Annotated in this window: 14 protein-coding genes and 1 pseudogene; 9 read left to right on the top strand and 6 right to left on the bottom strand. The window is 70.9% G+C overall.

The features are described 5' to 3' along the window. Positions 1–58: 58 nt before the first annotated feature. The 3 genes from OG734_RS47225 to OG734_RS47215 are packed head-to-tail and all read right to left on the bottom strand — an operon-like array spanning position 59 to position 3,119. The gene (locus tag OG734_RS47225; protein WP_330285420.1) at positions 59–1,807 is read right to left on the bottom strand and encodes a carbamoyltransferase N-terminal domain-containing protein; all 1,749 of its coding nucleotides are present in this window, start codon (positions 1,805–1,807) and stop codon (positions 59–61) included. A gap of 3 nt (positions 1,808–1,810) precedes the next feature. After that, entirely contained in the window at positions 1,811–2,335 is a 525-nt protein-coding gene (locus OG734_RS47220) for a GNAT family N-acetyltransferase (RefSeq protein WP_330285421.1), read from the bottom strand. After that, positions 2,325–3,119: an SDR family NAD(P)-dependent oxidoreductase gene (locus OG734_RS47215; RefSeq protein WP_330285422.1), complete on the bottom strand. Its 795-nt coding sequence runs from the start codon at positions 3,117–3,119 to the stop codon at positions 2,325–2,327. The genes OG734_RS47220 and OG734_RS47215 overlap by 11 nt, the downstream gene beginning before the upstream one ends. Positions 3,120–3,374: 255 nt before the next feature. On the opposite strand from OG734_RS47215, the pseudogene OG734_RS47210 reads away from it, so the two are divergent. The 9 genes and pseudogenes from OG734_RS47210 to OG734_RS47170 all read left to right on the top strand — a co-directional run. Continuing rightward, positions 3,375–4,178: pseudogene (locus OG734_RS47210) on the top strand (telomere-associated protein Tap); the annotation flags it as partial. A gap of 530 nt (positions 4,179–4,708) precedes the next feature. Further along, the gene (locus OG734_RS47205; RefSeq protein WP_330285423.1) at positions 4,709–6,049 is read left to right on the top strand and encodes a cation:proton antiporter; all 1,341 of its coding nucleotides are present in this window, start codon (positions 4,709–4,711) and stop codon (positions 6,047–6,049) included. 63 nt (positions 6,050–6,112) lie between these two features. After that, a complete protein-coding gene (locus OG734_RS47200) occupies positions 6,113–6,328 on the top strand; it encodes an MbtH family protein (RefSeq protein WP_330285424.1) in 216 nt (71 codons plus the stop codon). A 4-nt stretch (positions 6,329–6,332) separates the two neighbouring features. Next, the gene (locus OG734_RS47195; RefSeq protein WP_330285425.1) at positions 6,333–8,108 is read left to right on the top strand and encodes a fatty acyl-AMP ligase; all 1,776 of its coding nucleotides are present in this window, start codon (positions 6,333–6,335) and stop codon (positions 8,106–8,108) included. Then, the gene (locus OG734_RS47190; protein WP_330285426.1) at positions 8,105–9,880 is read left to right on the top strand and encodes an acyl-CoA dehydrogenase family protein; all 1,776 of its coding nucleotides are present in this window, start codon (positions 8,105–8,107) and stop codon (positions 9,878–9,880) included. The genes OG734_RS47195 and OG734_RS47190 overlap by 4 nt, the downstream gene beginning before the upstream one ends. Beyond that, complete coding sequence (locus tag OG734_RS47185) at positions 9,877–11,559, top strand: acyl-CoA dehydrogenase (protein ID WP_330285427.1); 1,683 nt, start codon at positions 9,877–9,879, stop codon at positions 11,557–11,559. Before OG734_RS47190 ends, OG734_RS47185 begins: the two co-directional genes overlap by 4 nt. Positions 11,560–11,745: 186 nt before the next feature. Further along, entirely contained in the window at positions 11,746–12,234 is a 489-nt protein-coding gene (locus OG734_RS47180; RefSeq protein WP_330285428.1) for a metal transporter, read from the top strand. Between the two features lie 130 nt (positions 12,235–12,364). Beyond that, positions 12,365–13,498 carry a sensor histidine kinase gene (locus OG734_RS47175; protein WP_330285429.1) on the top strand — a complete coding sequence of 378 codons (1,134 nt, stop codon included), beginning with the start codon at positions 12,365–12,367 and terminating at the stop codon, positions 13,496–13,498. Beyond that, the gene (locus OG734_RS47170; protein WP_330285430.1) at positions 13,495–14,163 is read left to right on the top strand and encodes a response regulator transcription factor; all 669 of its coding nucleotides are present in this window, start codon (positions 13,495–13,497) and stop codon (positions 14,161–14,163) included. The genes OG734_RS47175 and OG734_RS47170 overlap by 4 nt, the downstream gene beginning before the upstream one ends. Before the next feature lie 6 nt (positions 14,164–14,169). On the opposite strand, the gene OG734_RS47165 is transcribed toward OG734_RS47170, so the two are convergent. The 3 genes from OG734_RS47165 to OG734_RS47155 are packed head-to-tail and all read right to left on the bottom strand — an operon-like array spanning position 14,170 to position 18,319. Beyond that, positions 14,170–16,767: an amino acid adenylation domain-containing protein gene (locus OG734_RS47165; RefSeq protein WP_330285431.1), complete on the bottom strand. Its 2,598-nt coding sequence runs from the start codon at positions 16,765–16,767 to the stop codon at positions 14,170–14,172. Positions 16,768–16,784: 17 nt separating this feature from the next. Continuing rightward, positions 16,785–17,609, bottom strand: coding sequence for an SDR family oxidoreductase (locus OG734_RS47160; protein WP_330285432.1), 825 nt, complete (start codon positions 17,607–17,609; stop codon positions 16,785–16,787). Between the two features lie 8 nt (positions 17,610–17,617). Next, entirely contained in the window at positions 17,618–18,319 is a 702-nt protein-coding gene (locus tag OG734_RS47155) for a thioesterase II family protein (RefSeq protein WP_330285433.1), read from the bottom strand. Position 18,320: the final 1 nt, after the last annotated feature.

Genomic DNA, 18,320 nt, shown 5'->3' with positions numbered 1-18,320 from the left:
CAGGGCCGAACGTTTTACAGTCCCGAATCGGATCGTGCCTTCTGCGTCACGGATCGACTCAGCCGTCGGTCCGCCGGTACAGCGTCCCGTCGCTCCAGATCCGGGAGACCCGGCCCCAGCGCGCCGCGGAGGCCACGTCGGGGAAGAAACCGTGCCCGTTGAGGTTGGCACTGGTGTTGCAGAGCACCGGGACGCCGCTGAGCCGATGGTAGGCGGTCAGCACGGTGAAGAGCAGGTCGTCGTCGCCCGGGCCGACCGTCTGGAGCCGTGCGGTCCCGTCGAGGTGGACGACCGCGGGGATGCGTTCCAACCAGTCCGCCCGTACCTTGTGGTCGAAGAGCATGTGCGGGTCCCGGGTGCCGGGAGAGAAGATCGTCGGGGCCTCGGCCTCCAGGCAGATGGGGGCGACGGGCCGGTAGGGCTCGCGGTCCTTGACGCGGTTCAGCTCGTCCTTCATAGACGCCTTGACCGGGGCCGCCAGAATACTGCGGCCGCCGAGGGCGCGGGGGCCGAGTTCGGCGCGGCCGTGCAGGACCACCACGGGCTCCCCGGACTCGTGGAGGATCCGGGCGAGTTCCTCCGGAGTGCAGTTCCGGGTCGACCAGCCCGCGGGCACCTCGGGTGACGCCGTCAGCGCCGGGCCCAGCCGGGGGTTCCAGGAAAGCGGCCCCAGACCGGTGTGCTGCGCCCTGCCCAGCGCGGCGGCGCCGATGGCCGAACCCGCGTCGTTGGGGAACGGAGGCACCCACACATCGCGGAAGTCCGGCGCCTCGCGCAGCGCACTGTTCCACTTGATGTTCAGCGCGCAGCCGCCGGCGAAGCAGAGGTTCCACGGGCCGTCGCCCTTGGCGGCGCGCACCTTGACGGAGATCCGTTCGACGAGGAGGTCTTCGAGGAAGGCGTGCACGCTGGCCAGCACGTCCTCGTCGCTGGCCCCGTTCTCCTCCGCCCTGGCACGAACCGCTGAGTAGAACTCGTGCACCGGAGGCACGGACTGCTCGAAGAGGCTGCCGTACCCGCCGACGGTCGCGCGGTACTCGACGGCGGCCGGTTCCTCGCTCTCGAAGACGCGGTGGAACTCTTCGCGCAGAATGCTCAGTACACCCTCGTCCGCCTTGCCCAGCGCTATGTAGGCCATGAGTTTGCCGGCCACCGAGAGGTCGTCGACCGTGGGCGACTGGACGGCTTTGCGGAAGGGCCCGAAGTGGTGTCCCGCGATGGCGTACGCGTGCCCGATGAGAGGAAAGAGCTCTCCCAGGTTCTCCACGCCGCCCCGTGGGTCCGTCCAGTACAGACGGGGAAAGAGCCCGCCGTCCCAGACGAGGACGAAGGAGCCCTCATCTCGCTGGGCGAAGGGGCTGGAGACGTAGGCACTCGCCACGTGTCCCGCCGCGTGCGGGTAGCTGGTGTACGCATAGGTCTCGCCGTCCATCGGGTACGTGCCCGAGACGCTGGGCGCGTCGAGCGCCGGGCAGGCCCGCGACTCGCGGTACGGGCCGACCACGACCTCCGTCGGGCTCCCCCGGTCCAGCAGGGCCACCGTTCCGGACACGTCGCCGTCCCAGCCGTCGATGACCCACTCGTCCACGTCCTTCGGCTTGTAGCCGAAGTCGGCCAGAATCCCGGGGATCAAGCTGAAATCGGCAACGGTGCTGTAGCGCAGGCCGTTTCCCAGCTTCTCCATCTCCACGCTGAAAACCAGGCGGTCGTCCTCGATCAGGGCAACGGCGCCATCATGCGTGAGTTTCAACCCGCAGATTATCAACCGTGTCACTCCCTTGGTCAGCATGAGCGTGTACGCGGACATGCTTCAGTCTCTGGACTGCTCGGAGGTAAGTATCAACCGATATAGGCTCGATCTTCGGTCGGGTCGGAAGAGAGTGCGCCACTCGTCGCGGGCCTCGCTCACCGGGACGTTCGAGAACCCCAGCTTCCTGAACCATTCGCCGCCGTATCGGGTAAGGGCCAGCAAAGATTGATACCCCTCGCGCCTGCCGATATTCACGGCAACGCCGACCAAATGACGGCCGATTCCCCTGCCCTGCCAATCGGGCGCGATGCAGAGGTTGTAGACCACCAGACTCTTGTCGGTCGGGGTGTCGGTCGGGGCCATCCCCATGCAGCCGACCAGTCGGCCCTCTTGCCGGGCGACCACGAATTCATGCATCTTTTCGGCCAGTTCCACAAGAGGGCGGGCAATCAACAATCCGTCGTCGACGAAGGGGGCGGAGAGTAAGGAGATCTCCTCCACGTCCTCGGGGCGCGCGGGTCTCGCGACGAGACCGTCCAGCGCGTTCACGTACCGGGAGGCGGCCTGCACGGGCTCACGCGCCATCCGCACCTCCGGGCGAGGCAGGCGGGCTCCCGGCGAATCCGAGTCCGAAGTGCTGCTCGGACGGCATCAGTTCGATCATGTTGATGTTGACGCGGGCCGGCCGTGTCAGACACCAGGCCACGGTCTGCGCCACGTCGTCGGCGGTCAGCGGCTCAAGGCCCTCGTACAGCGCATCGGCGCGCTCCACGTCCCCGTCGTAACGCACCTTCGCGAACTCGGTCTTCGCCATCCCGGGCGCCACACAACTCACCCTGACCCCCGTGCCCTGGAGGTCCACACGCATATTCAGGGAGAGTTGGTGCACGAAGGCCTTGGTGGCGGCATAGACGTTGCCCCCCATGTAGGGGTAACTCGCCGCGATCGAGCCGATGTTCACCACGTGGCCGGATCCGCGGGACACGAGGCGCGGAAGCAGCAGTCCACTGACGTTCAGCAGACCGGAGATGTTCGTGTCGATCATTTCGCGCCAGGACGCGTCGCTGCCCGACTGCAGCGGGCCGAACCCCCGGGACAGGCCGGCGTTGTTGATGAGCACCGAGATGTCACGGAAATCGGGGGGCAGTTCATCGAAGGCCCGCGCCAGGCCCTCCCGGTCCCGGACATCGGCGACCACCGGCAGAATGGCCCCTGTGGCGTCCTGTTCCGCCAGGGCTTTCAGGCGGTCCACCCTACGGGCCAGAGCCACTACGGAGTAACCCTGCTGGGCCAATACCTGCGCAATTCTCTCGCCGAATCCCGATGATGCACCCGATATCACAGCTACGCCACGTTCGTCCTGTGTCATGCGCACATCCCCTCGGCCCCGTCACGCTGTATCACCATGAAGACTTCACGCGGTCATCCCGCACCCCGGTCGAGGGCGGGATTTGGACACCTGTTCAGCGGCATTGGCGTCTCCGTGCACGCTGGCCGAAAAGAGCCGCTCCTGCTTGCGTAGAGCAACTCGTCGGCAAGGCCCCAGGTCGACCTGACCTCTACCTGTAATTTCGTGGGTCAGTGAATCACGGGCCGATACGGCTCAACAGTATGACGTGCAACGCTGACCCTGGACGTACCCGCCAAGTCCCTGCCCGCCCTGGTCGAGTGGACGCTCCAGGAGGCCCGGCTCGGGACGGAGAAGCTGCACGGCTGCAGGACGACCCGCTGCTGGTGCTCACCAAGACCGCGTGCGAACGCTACGGCCTTCCGGCGGCGCTGTCGGATGATGAGGGGCTCGCCGGGCGGATCACGGACGGGCACAAGGTCATCAAGCAGCTAACCCGCGCGAATTGGCAGCTCACCAAGCGCGGGTTCGGGCCGTGAGCGCGGATCTACCGCCCCGCGCAGGGCAGTCGGCGCCAGTGCGTGCAGCTGTGCATCCCGTCGTGGCACACGCCCTTGATGACCTCGCCTGGAGCCACGCCGCCCAGCTCGAACCAGCCGAACTCGCCCGGGTGCTGGGCGTGTACGCGGCCCGGGTGATGGCGCCGGTCGGCTCCACCGCCGTCACCGGCCTGGAGCTGATGGCCGCACTCAACCCGCCGACCCGGGCGAGCGAGCCGGACGCGACCGGCAGGCGGCACTCCGAGCACCGGCCCGGCTCGCTGGGCGCGCAGCCGATGGACCCGGCGCCGTGCGAGGCGACTGACGGACACCCCGTCCTGGCCGACCTGCCCCGGTTCCACGTGCGCGGCCCCGAGGAGAAGCTGTTCGAGGAGGCCTACGACTGGGCACGGGACCTGACCGACACCGAGGCATGATGCGCTACCTGGTCGGCATCGACGTGAACCTGGCGTTCGGCGCGGCCGCGAACGGCGCCGCCGTCAGTCTCTCCAAGCCGCCGGTCCACGTCACCGACCCGGCCCACCAGGCCGGCGAGTCGCGCGGCGGCCCGGCCGCCGGGCAGATCCGGGTCTCTCCGGCGAGCGCCGGGCGGTAGGTACGGGTTCGTTGTGCGGTGTCATGCGATCCGGTCCAAGTGTGTGCTCCAGGCGATCTGCTCGTCCGGCGAGGGCGTCTCCGACGTCGGCGGGGCAGGCGGGCATGTACGGGGCGCTGAGAAGTACAGGGCCGTCCCCTCGTCATTTCTGTACGGGGCGGCCACCCGCGCGTTCGTCCAAGTGAGGATTCGGGTGCGGTTGGACACCCTGACAGCCACACTGACACCGGACGATTTCACCGCGGCACGGAACGCCGCGCATGGCGCCGGAATTTCTCTTCCGCGGAATGGTCCCGACCGGGAAGGGGCCGTCAATGGCACGGTCGCCCCCCCGTAGAGTGCGCGGTCGCGAAGTCGAATCGCCGACGAGCCCTGAAAGCAGCCGCGTAAACCGTGCTGCGGTACGCGCCATTCGCCGTCCACAACAGGTCTTCACTCGCCAGTACATAGCTCAGATGTGCTCCCAGAGAGGCTCGTTGATGCTGGCCGTGCAACCGGTGTCCACCATCGCCGCCCACCAGTTACTCGTCTTCCTCCTCCAGCTCGGATCGTTGCTCCTGCTCGCGTTTCTGCTCGGCAGGCTGGCGGCGAGATTCGGCCTGCCCACCATCGTCGGCGAGCTGTGCGCCGGCGTGCTGCTGGGCCCTTCGGTCCTGGAGCAGGTGGCGCCCGGCTTCAGCAACTGGCTGCTGCCGCGGGATCCCGAGCAGTTCCATCTGCTCGACGCGACGGGCCAGATCGGGGTGTTGCTGCTCGTCACGATCACCGGCGCCCACATGGACCTGTCCCTGGTTCGCCGACGCGGGTCGACGGCTCTCCGTATCAGTCTCGCCGGGATCGCCATCCCGCTCGCGCTGGGCGTGGCCCTCGGATTCCTGCTGCCCACCGCTCTCGTGCCGGGCGAACGCCCCGCGTTCGCGCTGTTCCTGGGCATCGCCATGGGGGTCAGTGCCCTCCCGGTCATCGCCAAGGCCCTGATGGACCTGCGGCTGCTGCACCGCAACATCGGCCAGCTCACCCTGTGCGCCGTCATGGTCGACGACATCGTCGGATGGCTGCTGCTCTCGATGGTCTCGGCCATGGCGACCACCGGGGTCCGCGCAGGCGACCTGGCCTTCTCGGTGGGCTGGCTGATCGTCGTGCTGATCTGCGCGATGCTGCTGCGGCCCGCCGTCGCGGCCGGTCTGCGTGCGGCGGCCCGGGCGCCCGGCAACGGGGCGACCGTGACCGTCGTGGTCGTCCTGGCGGTGCTGGCGTCGGCGGCCACCCACGCCATGGGTCTGGAAGCGGTGTTCGGCGCGTTCGTCGCCGGTGTCGTGATCCGCGCCTGCGGCGCGCTGGAACCACCTGCGCTCGCCCCGCTGCAGACCTTCGTGGCGGCCGTCCTGGCTCCCCTTTTCTTCGCCACGGTCGGGCTCCGCATGGACCTCACCATGCTCGCCGATCCGCCCGTTCTGCTCACCGGCCTGGGGGTGCTCACCATCGCTATCGTCGGCAAGTTCGCCGGGGCTTATCTCGGGGCACGGCTCAGTGGGCTCGGCCGCTGGGAAGGCTTGGCCCTGGGCGCCGGGATGAATGCCCGCGGCGTCATCGAGGTCATCGTCGCGATGGTCGGGCTGCGGCTCGGAGTACTCGGCACCGAGATGTACACGATCATCATCCTGGTCGCGATCGTCACCTCGCTGATGGCCCCGCCCATCCTGCGCGCCACGATGTCCAAGGTCGAGCAGACCGCGGAGGAGGACCTGCGGGAACGGGCCCTCGGTATTGATGGTCAGCGAACCGCGGAGGCATAGTGAAGCGCAGTCGTACCGCCCCCGCACACCATTCCTTTTCCTTCATCGAGAGAGGGCAACGCTGTGCCGAATCCCTTTGAGGACCCCGACGCCAACTATCTCGTTCTGGTCAATGACGAGGGTCAGCACTCACTCTGGCCTGTATTCGCCGATGTCCCCGACGGATGGGGAACAGTATTCGGAGAGGCCGGGCGCCAGGAATGCCTCGACTACATCGAGAAGAACTGGACCGATATGCGCCCGAAGAGCCTCATAGAGGCGATGGAAAACCAGCGCTGACACCATGACAGTCGACCTCACCGGATACCGGAACCTGGGCGAGGCCTTCGCCGCGCGCGTCGCCGCTCATCCCGAACGGACCGCACTGACCCTCTACCACGGCTCCACCGGAGTGGAACCCGAGAGCATCACCTACGGGGAACTGGCCCGCCGCTCCCAGGTGCGCGCGGAGGATCTGAGCCGAAGGCTGGCCCTCGGCGAACGGGTGCTCATCGCCCTGCCGACGGGCACCGATTTCGCGGAGGTCTACCTCGCCTGCCTGTCCGCCGGGCTGGTCGCCGTGCCCTCGCCGATGCCGGGTGGCTCGGCGAGCGCCGGCGAACGGATCGCCGCGATCGCGGCGGACTGCTCGCCCGGCCTGACCGTCACCACGGAAGCCGCACAGGCGGAGGTGACCGCGCACCTGCGCGGTCACGGGCTGGAACGGCTCAGGGTCGAGGCCGTACGGCCGGTCGGCACCGGACAGACCGCCGTACGGCAGGCGGCCGGCCGGGTCGTCGACCGCGGCGCGGACGCGATCCTCCAGTACAGCTCCGGGTCCACCGGGTCACCGAAAGGCGTGATCCTCACCCACGGTGCGGTCCTGGCCAACGTCGAGGCGGTGTGCACGTACCTGGGCCTCGGTCCGCAGGACCGGTTCGGCAGCTGGCTGCCGCTCCACCACGACATGGGCCTGTTCACTCAGCTCACGGCGGCGCTGCTGTGCGGGGCGCCTCTCACGCTGATGCAGCCGACCCTGTTCATCAGACGTCCGGTGGAGTGGTTTCGCATGCTGGACCGCTTCCGGATCACGTACACCTGCGCTCCCAATTTCGCGTACGACCTCTGCACGCGTCTCATCACCGACGAGATGACGGAGGAACTGGATCTGTCGGCCCTCCGCTACGCGTGCAACGGCGCCGAGCCGATCCACGCACCGACCGTGGAGGCGTTCGTCGAACGGTTCGCCCGGATCGGGCTCGGCTCCCTCGCCCACTCCCCCGGCTACGGCCTCGCGGAATCCACGGCGTACGTGACCTGCGTACCGGAAGACGCCCGGCCGACCGTGCTCACCGTGGACCCCCTGCGGCTGGAAGCGGGTGAGCGGCCGGAGTTGCGACCGGTGTCCGACGGCGCGGGCCGGCAGGTGACCGGTCTGGGCCGGCCACACGCCTTCGACCTCCGGATCGTCGACCCGCGGACGCGCGGCCCGCTGTCGGAAGGCAGGGTCGGCGAGATCTGGCTGCGCGGGGAGAGCATCGGCCGTGGTTACTGGGGCAAGCCGGAGCTGAGCGCCCGCGTCTTCGACGCCCGTGTGGCGGACGCCGACGAGGGGCCGGGCTGGCTGCGCACCGGTGATCTGGGCGCGCTCGTCGACGGCGAGCTGTTCGTCACCGGCCGTCTCAAGGAACTGCTGATCGTCCATGGCCGCAACATCTTCCCGCAGGACGTGGAGGTCGAGGCCCGTGCCGCGCACGAGGCGCTCGGCGGCCAGATCGGGGCCGCGTTCGTGATCGGCTCGCCGGACGAGCGCGTCGTGCTCGTCCACGAGGTGCACCCCAGGACCCCGAAGGCCGAGCTGTCGGAGGTCGCCACCGCGGTCACCCGCCGGCTCAGCCGGTCGTTCGGGCTCCCCATGCGCAACATCGTGCTGGTACGACGCGGCACCGTACGCCGCACCACCAGCGGCAAGATCAAACGCACCGCGATGCGTGAACGCTTCCTCGCGGGCGACATGAAGGTGCTGCACGCCGAGTTGGAGCCCGCGCTGCGTGCGGCACCGACGGGGCCGGAGCGGTGACGTCCGTCAGCGCCGGCACGGGCGTCGAGATGGAGGTCGCGCTCGACGCGGCCTTGGCGGATGCCGTCCCGTCCGGCGCCGGCCCGGGCGGGGGCGGGATCGGCCGTCTGGTCGCCGAGCTGGACGCCGCCGAGGAGTTCCCCGCGCCGCTCGTCGAACGGCTCGACGCGTTCGGCCTGCCCGCCTACTACGTGCCGGCCGAGTGGGGCGGTGTCGGCACCGACCACGAACTGCTGCTGCGGCTGTGGCGTACGGTGGCCCGTCGCGACCTGAGCGCCACCATCGCCCACGGCAAGACCTATCTCGGTGCCGCGCCGGTCTGGTGCGCCGGCGACGCCGAACAGGCCTCCACCACGGCGGCCGCGATCCTGGCGGGCGAACAGGTGGCCTGGGCGCTGTCCGAACCGGATCACGGCGCCGACCTGCTCAACGGGACGGTGACCGCGACCGCGCACGACGGCGGTTACCGGCTGGACGGCGTGAAGTGGCCCATCAACAACGCCACCCGGGCCCGATACCTGACCGTCCTGGCCCGCACCGGCGCGGCCGGCACCGGGCGCGGTCAGAGCCTCTTCCTCGTGGACAAGACGGCGCTCGCTCCCGGCACCTGGCGTGTGCTGCCCAAGGAATCCACGCACGGCATCCGCGGCATCGACATCTCCGGCATCGCGTTCGAGGGAGCGGCGCTGCACGCCGACGCGCTGCTCGGCCGCGAGGGCACCGGACTGGAGACCGTGCTGCACGCGTTGCAGCTCACCCGGACCATGTGCGCCGCGCTGTCCCTCGGTGCCGGTGAGCACGCGCTGCGGATCGCCGCGGCGTTCGCCGCCGAGCGGATCGTCCAGCGGCGCCCGCTGCTGGACCGCTCCCACCCGCGGGCGCTCCTCGGCAGGTGCGCGGCGCTGATGGCCGCCGCCGAGGCGTCGGCGCTGGTCGGCAGCCGCTCTCTCCACTCCCTCACGGGTGAGATGAGCGTGGTCTCCGCGGTGGTCAAGTCGGTCGCCCCGGAACTGACCGACGCGATGATGGGCGAGCTGGCCGAACTGCTCGGAGTACGGTCCTTCCTCACCGGCGTGTACGCGCACGGCTCGTTCCAGAAGATCTGGCGCGACCACCAGATCGTGTCCGTGTTCGACGGCAGCACCCCGGTGAATCGCGCCGCGCTCGTTCAGCAGTTCCCGCGCCTGGTACGGGAGTACACCGCGGGCAGCGTCGACGAGGAGGGACTGGCCGAGGCGGCGTCGGCGGGCGATCCGCCGAGGCCGCTGGATCGCGGCTCTCTCACCCTGCTGTCCCGGCGGGGCTGTTCGGTGGTGCAGTCCATCCCCGCGCTGTCCAGGTCCCTCGCCTCCCCGACGGCTCCGGCCGGGCTCGCAGCGCACGCCGTCGCCCTCGAAGCCGCCGCCGCCGAGGTCCATGCGCTGATGGCGGCCGTGACCCCGGCCGCCCACCCGCCCATGGCCGCCTACGAGATCGCCGCCGCCTACGAGCTCTGCTACGCGGCCGCGGCCTGCCTGCACGCGTGGTCGGCTGGACGGCACCGGCACGACGGCGAGCCGTTGTGGGAGGACGGCCTGTGGGTCAGGGCGGCGCTGCGCGCCCTACGGGCCAGGCTCGCCGTGGCGCTGCGGAGCCCGGCCCCGGTCGCGGCCCCGGGAGACGACCGGATCAACGACCTGCTCGCACAGCACGTGGCGCGGGCGGCGCGGACCGGGGCTCCCATGACCCCCTTCGGCGCACCGATGTCCCGGTCCGGGGAGGGCCGTTCATGAGCGCCGCGGAACTGGACGCGCTGCTCGGCGACGCCTGGGACGACCGGAACCCGGTGGGCCACACGGCCGTCCTGGCCGCCGACGAACGCCAGGACATGCTCGCCGAGGGCGAGCGGGCGCTGGACGAGTACCGTCTGAACGCCGAGTTCGTCCCGGTGGCGTACGGCGGCCGTCTGGAGCGCGCCGACCGGCTCGCCGAGGTGCTGCGGACAGTGTGGCGGCGGGACCCGAGCCTCGGTCTCGGGTACGGCTTCAGTTCCCTCATCGCCTCCGTCAACATCTGGACCACCGGCGACGAGGAACAACGGCGCCGGGCGGCGGGCCTCCTCCTGGCGAACGGCCGGATCGCCGCCGCGTTCCACGAGCTGGCGCACGGCAACGACTTCGCGCACGCCGAGTGCGCCGCCCACCCGGACGGCACCGGCTGGCGGCTGTCCGGCCGCAAGGAGATCGTGACGAACGTGCGGCGGGCGGAGGCCATGGTGCTGTTCGCCCGGACCGGTCCGGGCGCGGGAAGCCGCAGCCACAGCCAGTTCCTCCTCACGCGGGACGATCTGCCCGCCGGGGCGCTGCGGGACCTGTCACGCTTCCACAGCTCCGGTATGCGCGGCGTCCAGCTCGGCGGCGTGGAGTTCACCGACTGCCCCGTCCCGGGCGACGCACTGATCGGCTCCCCCGGCCAGGGCATCGAGGTGGCGCTGCGCTCGTACCAGATCACCCGCTCGGTGGGTCCGGCGGTGATCGTCGGCCCGCTGGACACCGCGCTGCGCCTCGCGGTCCGGTGCTCCCTGGACCGCCGTGTCTACGGCGGCGCGGTCGCCGATCTGCCGTACGTGCGCGCGGTCATCGCCCGCGCCTACGCGGATCTGCTGGCCATGGACGCGTTCTCGGCGGTGATCCTGCGGGCGCTGCACCTGGAGCCGGAGTCGATGGCGGTCTACGCCCCTGCGGCGAAGTACCTGACCGCGCGGATCCTGCTCGACGCGTTCGAGGATCTGCGGGCCGTCCTGGGCGCGAGGTCCTATCTGCGGCAGGGCCCGTACGCGATGTTCCAGAAGCTGGCCCGGGACGTCGCTCCCGCCACTTTCGCCCATGTGTCGCTCAGCGCCGCCCTGGTGACGCTGCTTCCACAGCTCCCCCGGCTGGCCCGCAGGTCCTGGCTGGCCGACCCCTCCGCCACGCCGTCGCTGTTCGACCCGGCCGGTGACCTGCCCGCGCTGTCCCTGGAGCGACTGAGCACGGGCATGCCCCGTCACGACGGTGTCATCGGCGCCCTCACCGAGCTCGCGGACGGCGTGCCGGCGGGCGACTCCGATCCGGTTCGCCGGTTCGCCGCGCGGTGCCGGGACGAGCTGCGGAAGTTGCGGGACGGGTGCGCGGCGCTCGGTCCGGCGGACCTCACGATCGATGCCTCGCCCGCGGCGTTCGCGCTCGCCGACCGGTACACGGCGGTCCTCGCCGCCGCTTCCGTGCTGGCCGTGTGGCAGGAGTGCGGCACCCGCTATCCCGAAGCCGCACTGCTGGGTGCCCTGGACCGGCTGACCGGGCGGATGGGCGGCCCGCCGGTGCTCACCTCGGCCGAACGCGAGGACATGGAGCGGCGGCTGTTCGACCTCGCCGTCGCGCGCTGCCTCGACGGCCGTCTCCTCGACCTGTCCGCGCGGAGCATCCCGCGGTGACAGGGAGTCACGGACGGCGCCGGCGAGCGCGCGGAGGGCCGGAGAACGAGAACCGGCCCAAAGCACGGCTCCGTCCAGGCTCTACCGTACTTTCGGCCGGTACGCGACGTGCCCCGGCTCTCTAGCCTGAGCTGCATGGATACAGGGGAGCGGCCGACAAGGCCGGGCGGAAAGATTGGCAACATCGTGTTAGGCGTCGTGTTCGCCCTGGGCATCGTCTTCACGGCGTTCATGTTCATGACCAGTTGGGGCGGCACCTCCTGGGTGTTCGGCTCCGCCGTCTCGATCGTCATGGGCGGCATCGCGCTGGTGCGCGAGCGGCACAAGTTGCTGACCGCGCTCGCGGGCCTGGTCGTGACGGCCGGCGCCATCGCGGTGTCCCTGAAGGTCGGTGACGATCTGCCGGAGGAGCCCGCGCCCATCACGGCGCTCGCTCTGTCGGTGCTCGTCGGCTCCGCGATCAGGACGCTGCCGGCCGCCCAGGGCGCCGTGATCGCCCTGGGCGGCCTCGTGGTGACCGCGGTTCCCTGGGTCGACGGGTTGAGCGGCGTGACGAGCCTGGCCACGATGGGGATGATCGCCGCCCTGGTGTTGGGGCCAGTGCTGCGCGCGCTCGACCACCGGGCGTTGACCGAGGCACCCCAGGGGTCCTGGGCCGGCCCGCCGCGGTCGTAGCGTGCCCGGAGACCTGAACGCGATGAGCGCCGGCCGTCCCTCCGCCCCTACCGCGGAGCCGCCCCAATCCCCGCCCGCGACCGCGCCGAACGGCGCGACTCGCGGGCGGGGATTCGGTAATCTGATCAACGTGACCATTCCGAACCCGTGGGCCAAAGTCGTCCTTACCGTCGGGCTCGGCGTCACGTTCCTCGCGGCGATCGCCATCCAAGCCGTCGCCCTCGCGGAGACCTGGGGGGCCTCGTCCTGGGTGCCCGGCGCCGCCGCCGCGGTGGTGGTGTGCGGGCTCGCCCTGATGCGTCATCTGAGGCAGACCTGGACGGCGGTCGCGGGCATGTTCGTCGCCGCGCTGGCGGTGCTCGTCCCGTTGCTGCCCGGCACCCAACTGCCCGCTGGTCTCGGCCCCTCCATGGCCCTGGGCCTGGCGGTGCTCATCGGATCCGCGGTCAGGGTGCTGCCGACGGTGCGGGCCGGGGCCATCGCCGGCACCGGGTTGCTGCTGGTCGTCGCCCAGTTCGCCGCGCGGCCGGCGACGGCCGTCTCGGCCATCGCCACAGCGTCCTGGCTGGCCGCCGTCGGGGTGGGGCTATCGCTGCGCAGGCTCGACGAGCGGGCGAAGGCCACCGCCCAACAGGTGCGCCGGGTCGAACGGCTGGACCTCGCCCGTGAACTGCACGACATCGTGGCCCACCACATCACGGGGATGCTGATCCAGGCGCAGGCCGCCCAGATCGTCGCGCAGCGGGACCCGCGGAACGTGTCGGACTCGCTGGTCGAGATCGAGACGTCCGGGTTCGAGGCCATGGCCGCGATGCGCCGTGTCGTCGGGCTGTTGCGCGACACCGACGACGCGGCTCCCGCCTCGCCCGGGTCGGAAGGGCTGAGCACGCTGGTCGAGCGCTTCAGCCGTCAGGGCCCGAAGGTACGACTGCACACGCCCGACGACGACACGGAGTGGCCGCCAGAGGTGACCAGCACCGTGTACCGCATCGTCCAGGAGTCACTGACGAACGTCCTGCGGCACGCGCGGCACGCCCGCTCCATCGACGTCACCGTCGGCCGCGACGCCGAGGCCGTCACCGTCGAGGTCGCCGACGACGCCCCGCCGAACTCCGCCCGGCCCCACCACCGCGGGGGGTACGGTTTGATCGGTATGCGCGAACGCGTCGAAACGCTCGGCGGCTCGCTGAGCGCCGGTCCCCGGCCCGGCGCCGGCTGGTCCGTGAGGGCGACCCTGCCCGTCCCCACCAGGGAGCCCGGATGACCGTCGAGGTCCTGCTCGCCGACGACCAGGCGATGATCCGCCGCGGACTGCGGCTGATCCTGGAGGACCAGCCCGACATCTCCGTCGTCGGGGAGGCCTCGGACGGCGCGGAGGCGATCTCGATGGCCAGGCGGCTGCGGCCGGACGTGTGCCTGGTGGACATCAGGATGCCCAAGCTTGACGGCATCGAGGTCACCCGCGCGCTGGCCGGCCCGGGGGTGACCGATCCACTACGGGTCATCGTGGTCACCACGTTCGACCTCGACGAGTACGTGTACGGGGCACTGCGCGGCGGCGCGGCGGGGTTCGTCCTCAAGGACGCCGGGCCCGCACTGCTCGTCGAAGCCGTCCGCGCCGCCCACAACGGCGAGGCGCTGGTCTCGCCGTCGGTCACCTTACGGCTGCTCAGCCACTTGAACGAGACCGGGGCGGCGCCCCGCGGCCGCGCCAAGCAGCCGCCTCAACTGTCCGGACGCGCGCTCGAGGTCGTGAAGGCCATCGCGCGCGGCCGCACCAACCAGGAGATCGCCGCCGAGCTGTTCATCTCCCTCAGCACGGTCAAGAGCCATCTGTCGGGCATCCAAACCAAGCTCGGGATGCGAAACCGCACCGAGATCGCCGTCTGGGCCTGGGAGAACCGGATCGTCGAGAGCACCTACGAGTAGGGCCGGTCACTCGCTCAGCACGGTCGCCAGTTCCCGCACGGTCGGGTTGGTGTAGAGCACACGCGGGTGCAGTGACGGAAGGCCCCGTTCGCGCATCATCGACGCCATTCGTACGGCGAGCAGCGAGTTGCCTCCCAGCTCCCAGAAGCTGTCGGACAGGCCCACGGTGAATCCGAACAGTTGCTCCCACACCGTCAGCAACTCCCCGGAGAGGGCGTCCTCGCCCTCCGCGGTGCCCTCGGCCTCTGTGGGGGCCACGGCCCCGCTCTGAGAGGGCGCCGTCGGCTCGGGCAGGGCGGCGGGGTCGACCTTCCCGTTCGCCGTCACCGGGAGCGCGGGCAGGGCCGTGATGGTGGAGGGCAGCATGTAGTCGGGGAGGACACGGGCGATGCGTTCCCGCACGCCCGCCGTGGAGCCCTCCGAGAGGACCACATACGCGTCGAGGCGGCCGGTCGCCGCGTCCCCTGGATCCACCTGACGCAGCATCACGACGGCGGCGCTCACACCGGGACATTCGGCCAGCACCGAACGGATCTCGTCCAGTTCGATACGGAAGCCCCGCAACTTGACCTGGTTGTCGAGCCGGCCCAGGTGCTCCAACGCGCCGTCAGGGCGGAGCCGCCCCCGGTCACCGGTCCGATACATCCGCCCGCCGCCGAAGGGGTCGGGCCGGAACCGCTCCTCCGTCAGCTCGGGGCGCCGCAGGTAGCCCAGCGCCACTCCGGCGCCGGCGACGTGGATCTCCCCGGCCACCCCTGGAGGCGCGAGCCGTCCCTCCGCGTCCAGGACGTACACCCGCCAGCCGGGCAGCGCCCTGCCCACGGACCGGGACCCGGCCAGGGCGAGCCGTCGTGTAACGGTCTCGGCGGTGACGTGCACGGTGGTCTCGGTGATCCCGAACATGTTCACCAGCCGGCAGCGGGATTCGGGGTGGCGGTCCAGCCACGGCAGCAGGCTCGGGGCGTCCAGCGGCTCGCCCCCGAAGATCACCAGCCGCACCGTGAGCCGCCCGGCCCCGGTGCGGTCGGCCTCCGCGAGTTGGGCGAAGGCGGACGGCGTCTGGCTCAGTACGGAGACCCCTCGGGCGGCGACCAGGTCGCGGAACTGCTCCGGCGACCGGGACACCCAGTACGGGACGACGACGAGGTGGCCGCCGGTCATCAGACAGCCCCAGATCTCCCAGACCGAGAAGTCGAACGCGACGGAGTGGAAGAACGTCCACACGTCGGCCGGGCCGAGCGCGAAGTCGTCGCGGGTAGCGTCCATCAGAGCGACGACGTTGGCGTGCGGGACGAGCACTCCCTTGGGCCTGCCGGTGGATCCCGAGGTGTAGATCACATACGCCGCCTGCTCCGGGCCGGTGCCGGTCACGGGCGGGCCTTCCGCGCGGTCGCCGCCCAACTCCAGTAGCTGTGCGGGCGTGAGCGTCCGCAGGCCAGGGGAACCGGGGAACTCGGCCGACCCGGTGATCACGACGTTCAAGCCGGAGTCCTCGACCGTGTACGCCAGACGTTCCGCCGGATACGCCGGGTCCAGCGGCACATAGGCCGCCCCGGCCTTGAGCACGGCGAGCAGGACCGCCACCAGCTCCGCCGAGCGCTCCAGGTAAACACCGACCAGGGCTCGGTCGCCCACCCCGGCCGCGCGCAGGCCGTGCGCGAGCCGGTTGGACCACCGGTCGAGTTCGCCGTACGTCACCTGGACGTCGTCGTCGGAGAGCGCGACGGCATCAGGCCGTTCGGCGACACGCTCGGCCACCACGTCGGGAATCCGTCGCGGCAAGCTCCGCAGGGGCCGCGTCGGCCGCCCGAGTTCCAGGATCCGTTCACGTTCCGCCGCGTCGAAGAGGTCGGACGGGCCGGTGAGCTGCCGGTGGGCCTCCACCAGGTGCCGCACGAACTGTTCCGCGATCGGCTCGCTGACACAGCCGAGCCGGTGGTCGCACCGCAGAGCGCCCTCGCCCACGGTGAGAGTCAGCGGGAAGACGGGCGCCAGGCACGGCACGTACTCCCCCTCGCCCCCCAGATCGAAGATCAGCCCGGCGCTCACGGCAGCGGCCGGCAGGAGGTCCGCCGGCTCGCCGGTGTCCAGTGCCGCGACCTCCGTCTCTCGCTCCGGCTCGTACCGGGTCAGCACGACGTCGAGCGCCTCCAGCCAGCCTGCCGGTTCACCGGACGTGCCGTCCGGCAGCGCTGTCCGGTGGCCGGCCGACGCGTCCCCGAGCCGCTTGTCGCCCAGCCCCCAGGCGGGCGCGTGGTCGAAGTCCGCCAGCGGGTCCCGTGTTCCGTCCGGCGGGGCGGCTCCCGCGCCGTCCCGCACCGCGGCCACCAGCCGACGTAACGCTCGCTGGTCGAACGCGGCCCGGTGGGCCACGACGACCAGGTCGGCCTGGCCGTCGGTGTATTCGATCAGCACGGCGCGCGAGCCGCGGCCGGCGTCGACCGGCCGGGCCAGCTCGCGCTCACGGTGCCGCGCGGCGCCCGGATCCTCGCTCGCGAACGGCACCCGTTCTACCCAGGGCACTTCCACCCGGGCTGGGGCTCCGAGGCGCACGCGCAGTGCGTGGCACTGCCGGGCGTCCTCGGTTGACTGGAAGGTGACCACGTCCCTCTCCCTGTGGCTCAGCGGGTCGTGAACCCGCCGTCTACGGTGATGACCGATCCCGTGACCTGCCGCGATCCGTCGGAGGCGAGCCAGACGGCGGCCGAGGCGACGTCGCCGGGCTCGATCAGGGCGTTCATGGGCTGCGACTGGACGAACGCCTCCTCGTGCTCGCCGACCGGCACCTGAAGCGACCTGGCGATCTCCGACAGCATCCGGCCCTCCACCGCCGCCTCGTCCCGGACCGACCCCGGGCACAGGGCGTTGACCCGGACCTTGGCCGGGGCGAAGTCGAGCGCCGTGGCCTTGGTGAGCCCGATGACGCCGTGTTTGGCCGCCACGTATCCCGCGAAGTTGCGGTAGCCGACCAGCCCTGCCGTGGACGCAACGTTTACGATGCTGCCGGCCCGCTGGGCGGTCATGATCTTGCCGACCGCTTTGGTCGCGCGCCACGCACCGGAGAGATCCACGTCGATCATGAGCTGCCACTCATCCTCGTCGATCTCGTCGGCAGGCTTGCCGGAGGGCGCGGCGATCCCAGCGTTGTTGAGCAGTACATCGATACGACCGAACCGGCCGTGGGCGTCGTCCACGGCGTGTCGCAGCGCGGCGAGGTCGCGGACATCGGCCTGCCTGGCCAGGACTGCGGCGCCGTGCTCGCGGCACACGTCGGCGGTGTGCGCGAGCTGGTCGGCGTTGCCGAGCGGGTACGGCACACCAGGCAGATCCGCGCAGAGGTCGAGGAGGACGAGATCGGCGCCCTCGCGGGCGAAGGCGACCGCGCAGGCCCGTCCCAGACCGCGCGCGGCCCCGGTGACGATCACGGTCTTGCCGACAAGCTGCACGGCCGCTCCTAGCGGGCGAGTGCGTCGTCGACCAGACGCAGCAGGCTTCCGGGATCCTCGGCGATGTACATGTGTCCGCCCTCCACTTCGGCCTGGGTGAACTCGGCGCTGGTCGCCTTGCCCCATTCTGCGGTCTGATCGGCTGTGACCAGGTCGTCTTCGGTGCCGCGCACGGCGGTGACGGGCACCGGCAGCGGCTGGTCCGTGGCGGGGACGTAGTTCTCGTGCATCTCGACGTCCGCCCGCAGAGTCGGCAGGATCAGCTCGCGCATGCCCGGATCGGACAGCGCCTCGTGGTCGTAGCCGGCGAACTCCTTGACGCGCAGCAGGAACTCCTCGTCGGGGAGGCCGGTAGCCCGCCTGGTCCGCCGCGTCCAGGGGCCCGGTGAGCCGCTCACGAAGAGCCGCGCCACATCGGCTCCGGTGCGGGCGACTAGCAGGTGGGCGAGCTCGTACGCCAGCACCGCGCCGAGGCTGTGGCCGAAGATCGCGACCCGGTCGCCCGAGCCGATCTCCTCGGTCACGGCGGGGAACAGCCCGGCCACGGCCTGCGCCACGTCCCGGTACGAGTCCTCGGAGAGCCGCCATTCCCGGCCCGGCAACTGAAGGGCCACGATCCGCGGGTCACCGTCCGTCAGCGCCGCCCACGGGTGGAAGAACGAGGCACCGGCACCCGCGAAGGGGACACACAGCAGAGATGTCCGTCGCATG

The organism is Streptomyces sp. NBC_00576, assembly GCF_036345175.1.
GTDB lineage: Bacteria > Actinomycetota > Actinomycetes > Streptomycetales > Streptomycetaceae > Streptomyces.
The sequence above is the reverse complement of the archived record's forward strand: the minus strand, read 5'-3'. Positions and strand labels throughout refer to the sequence as shown.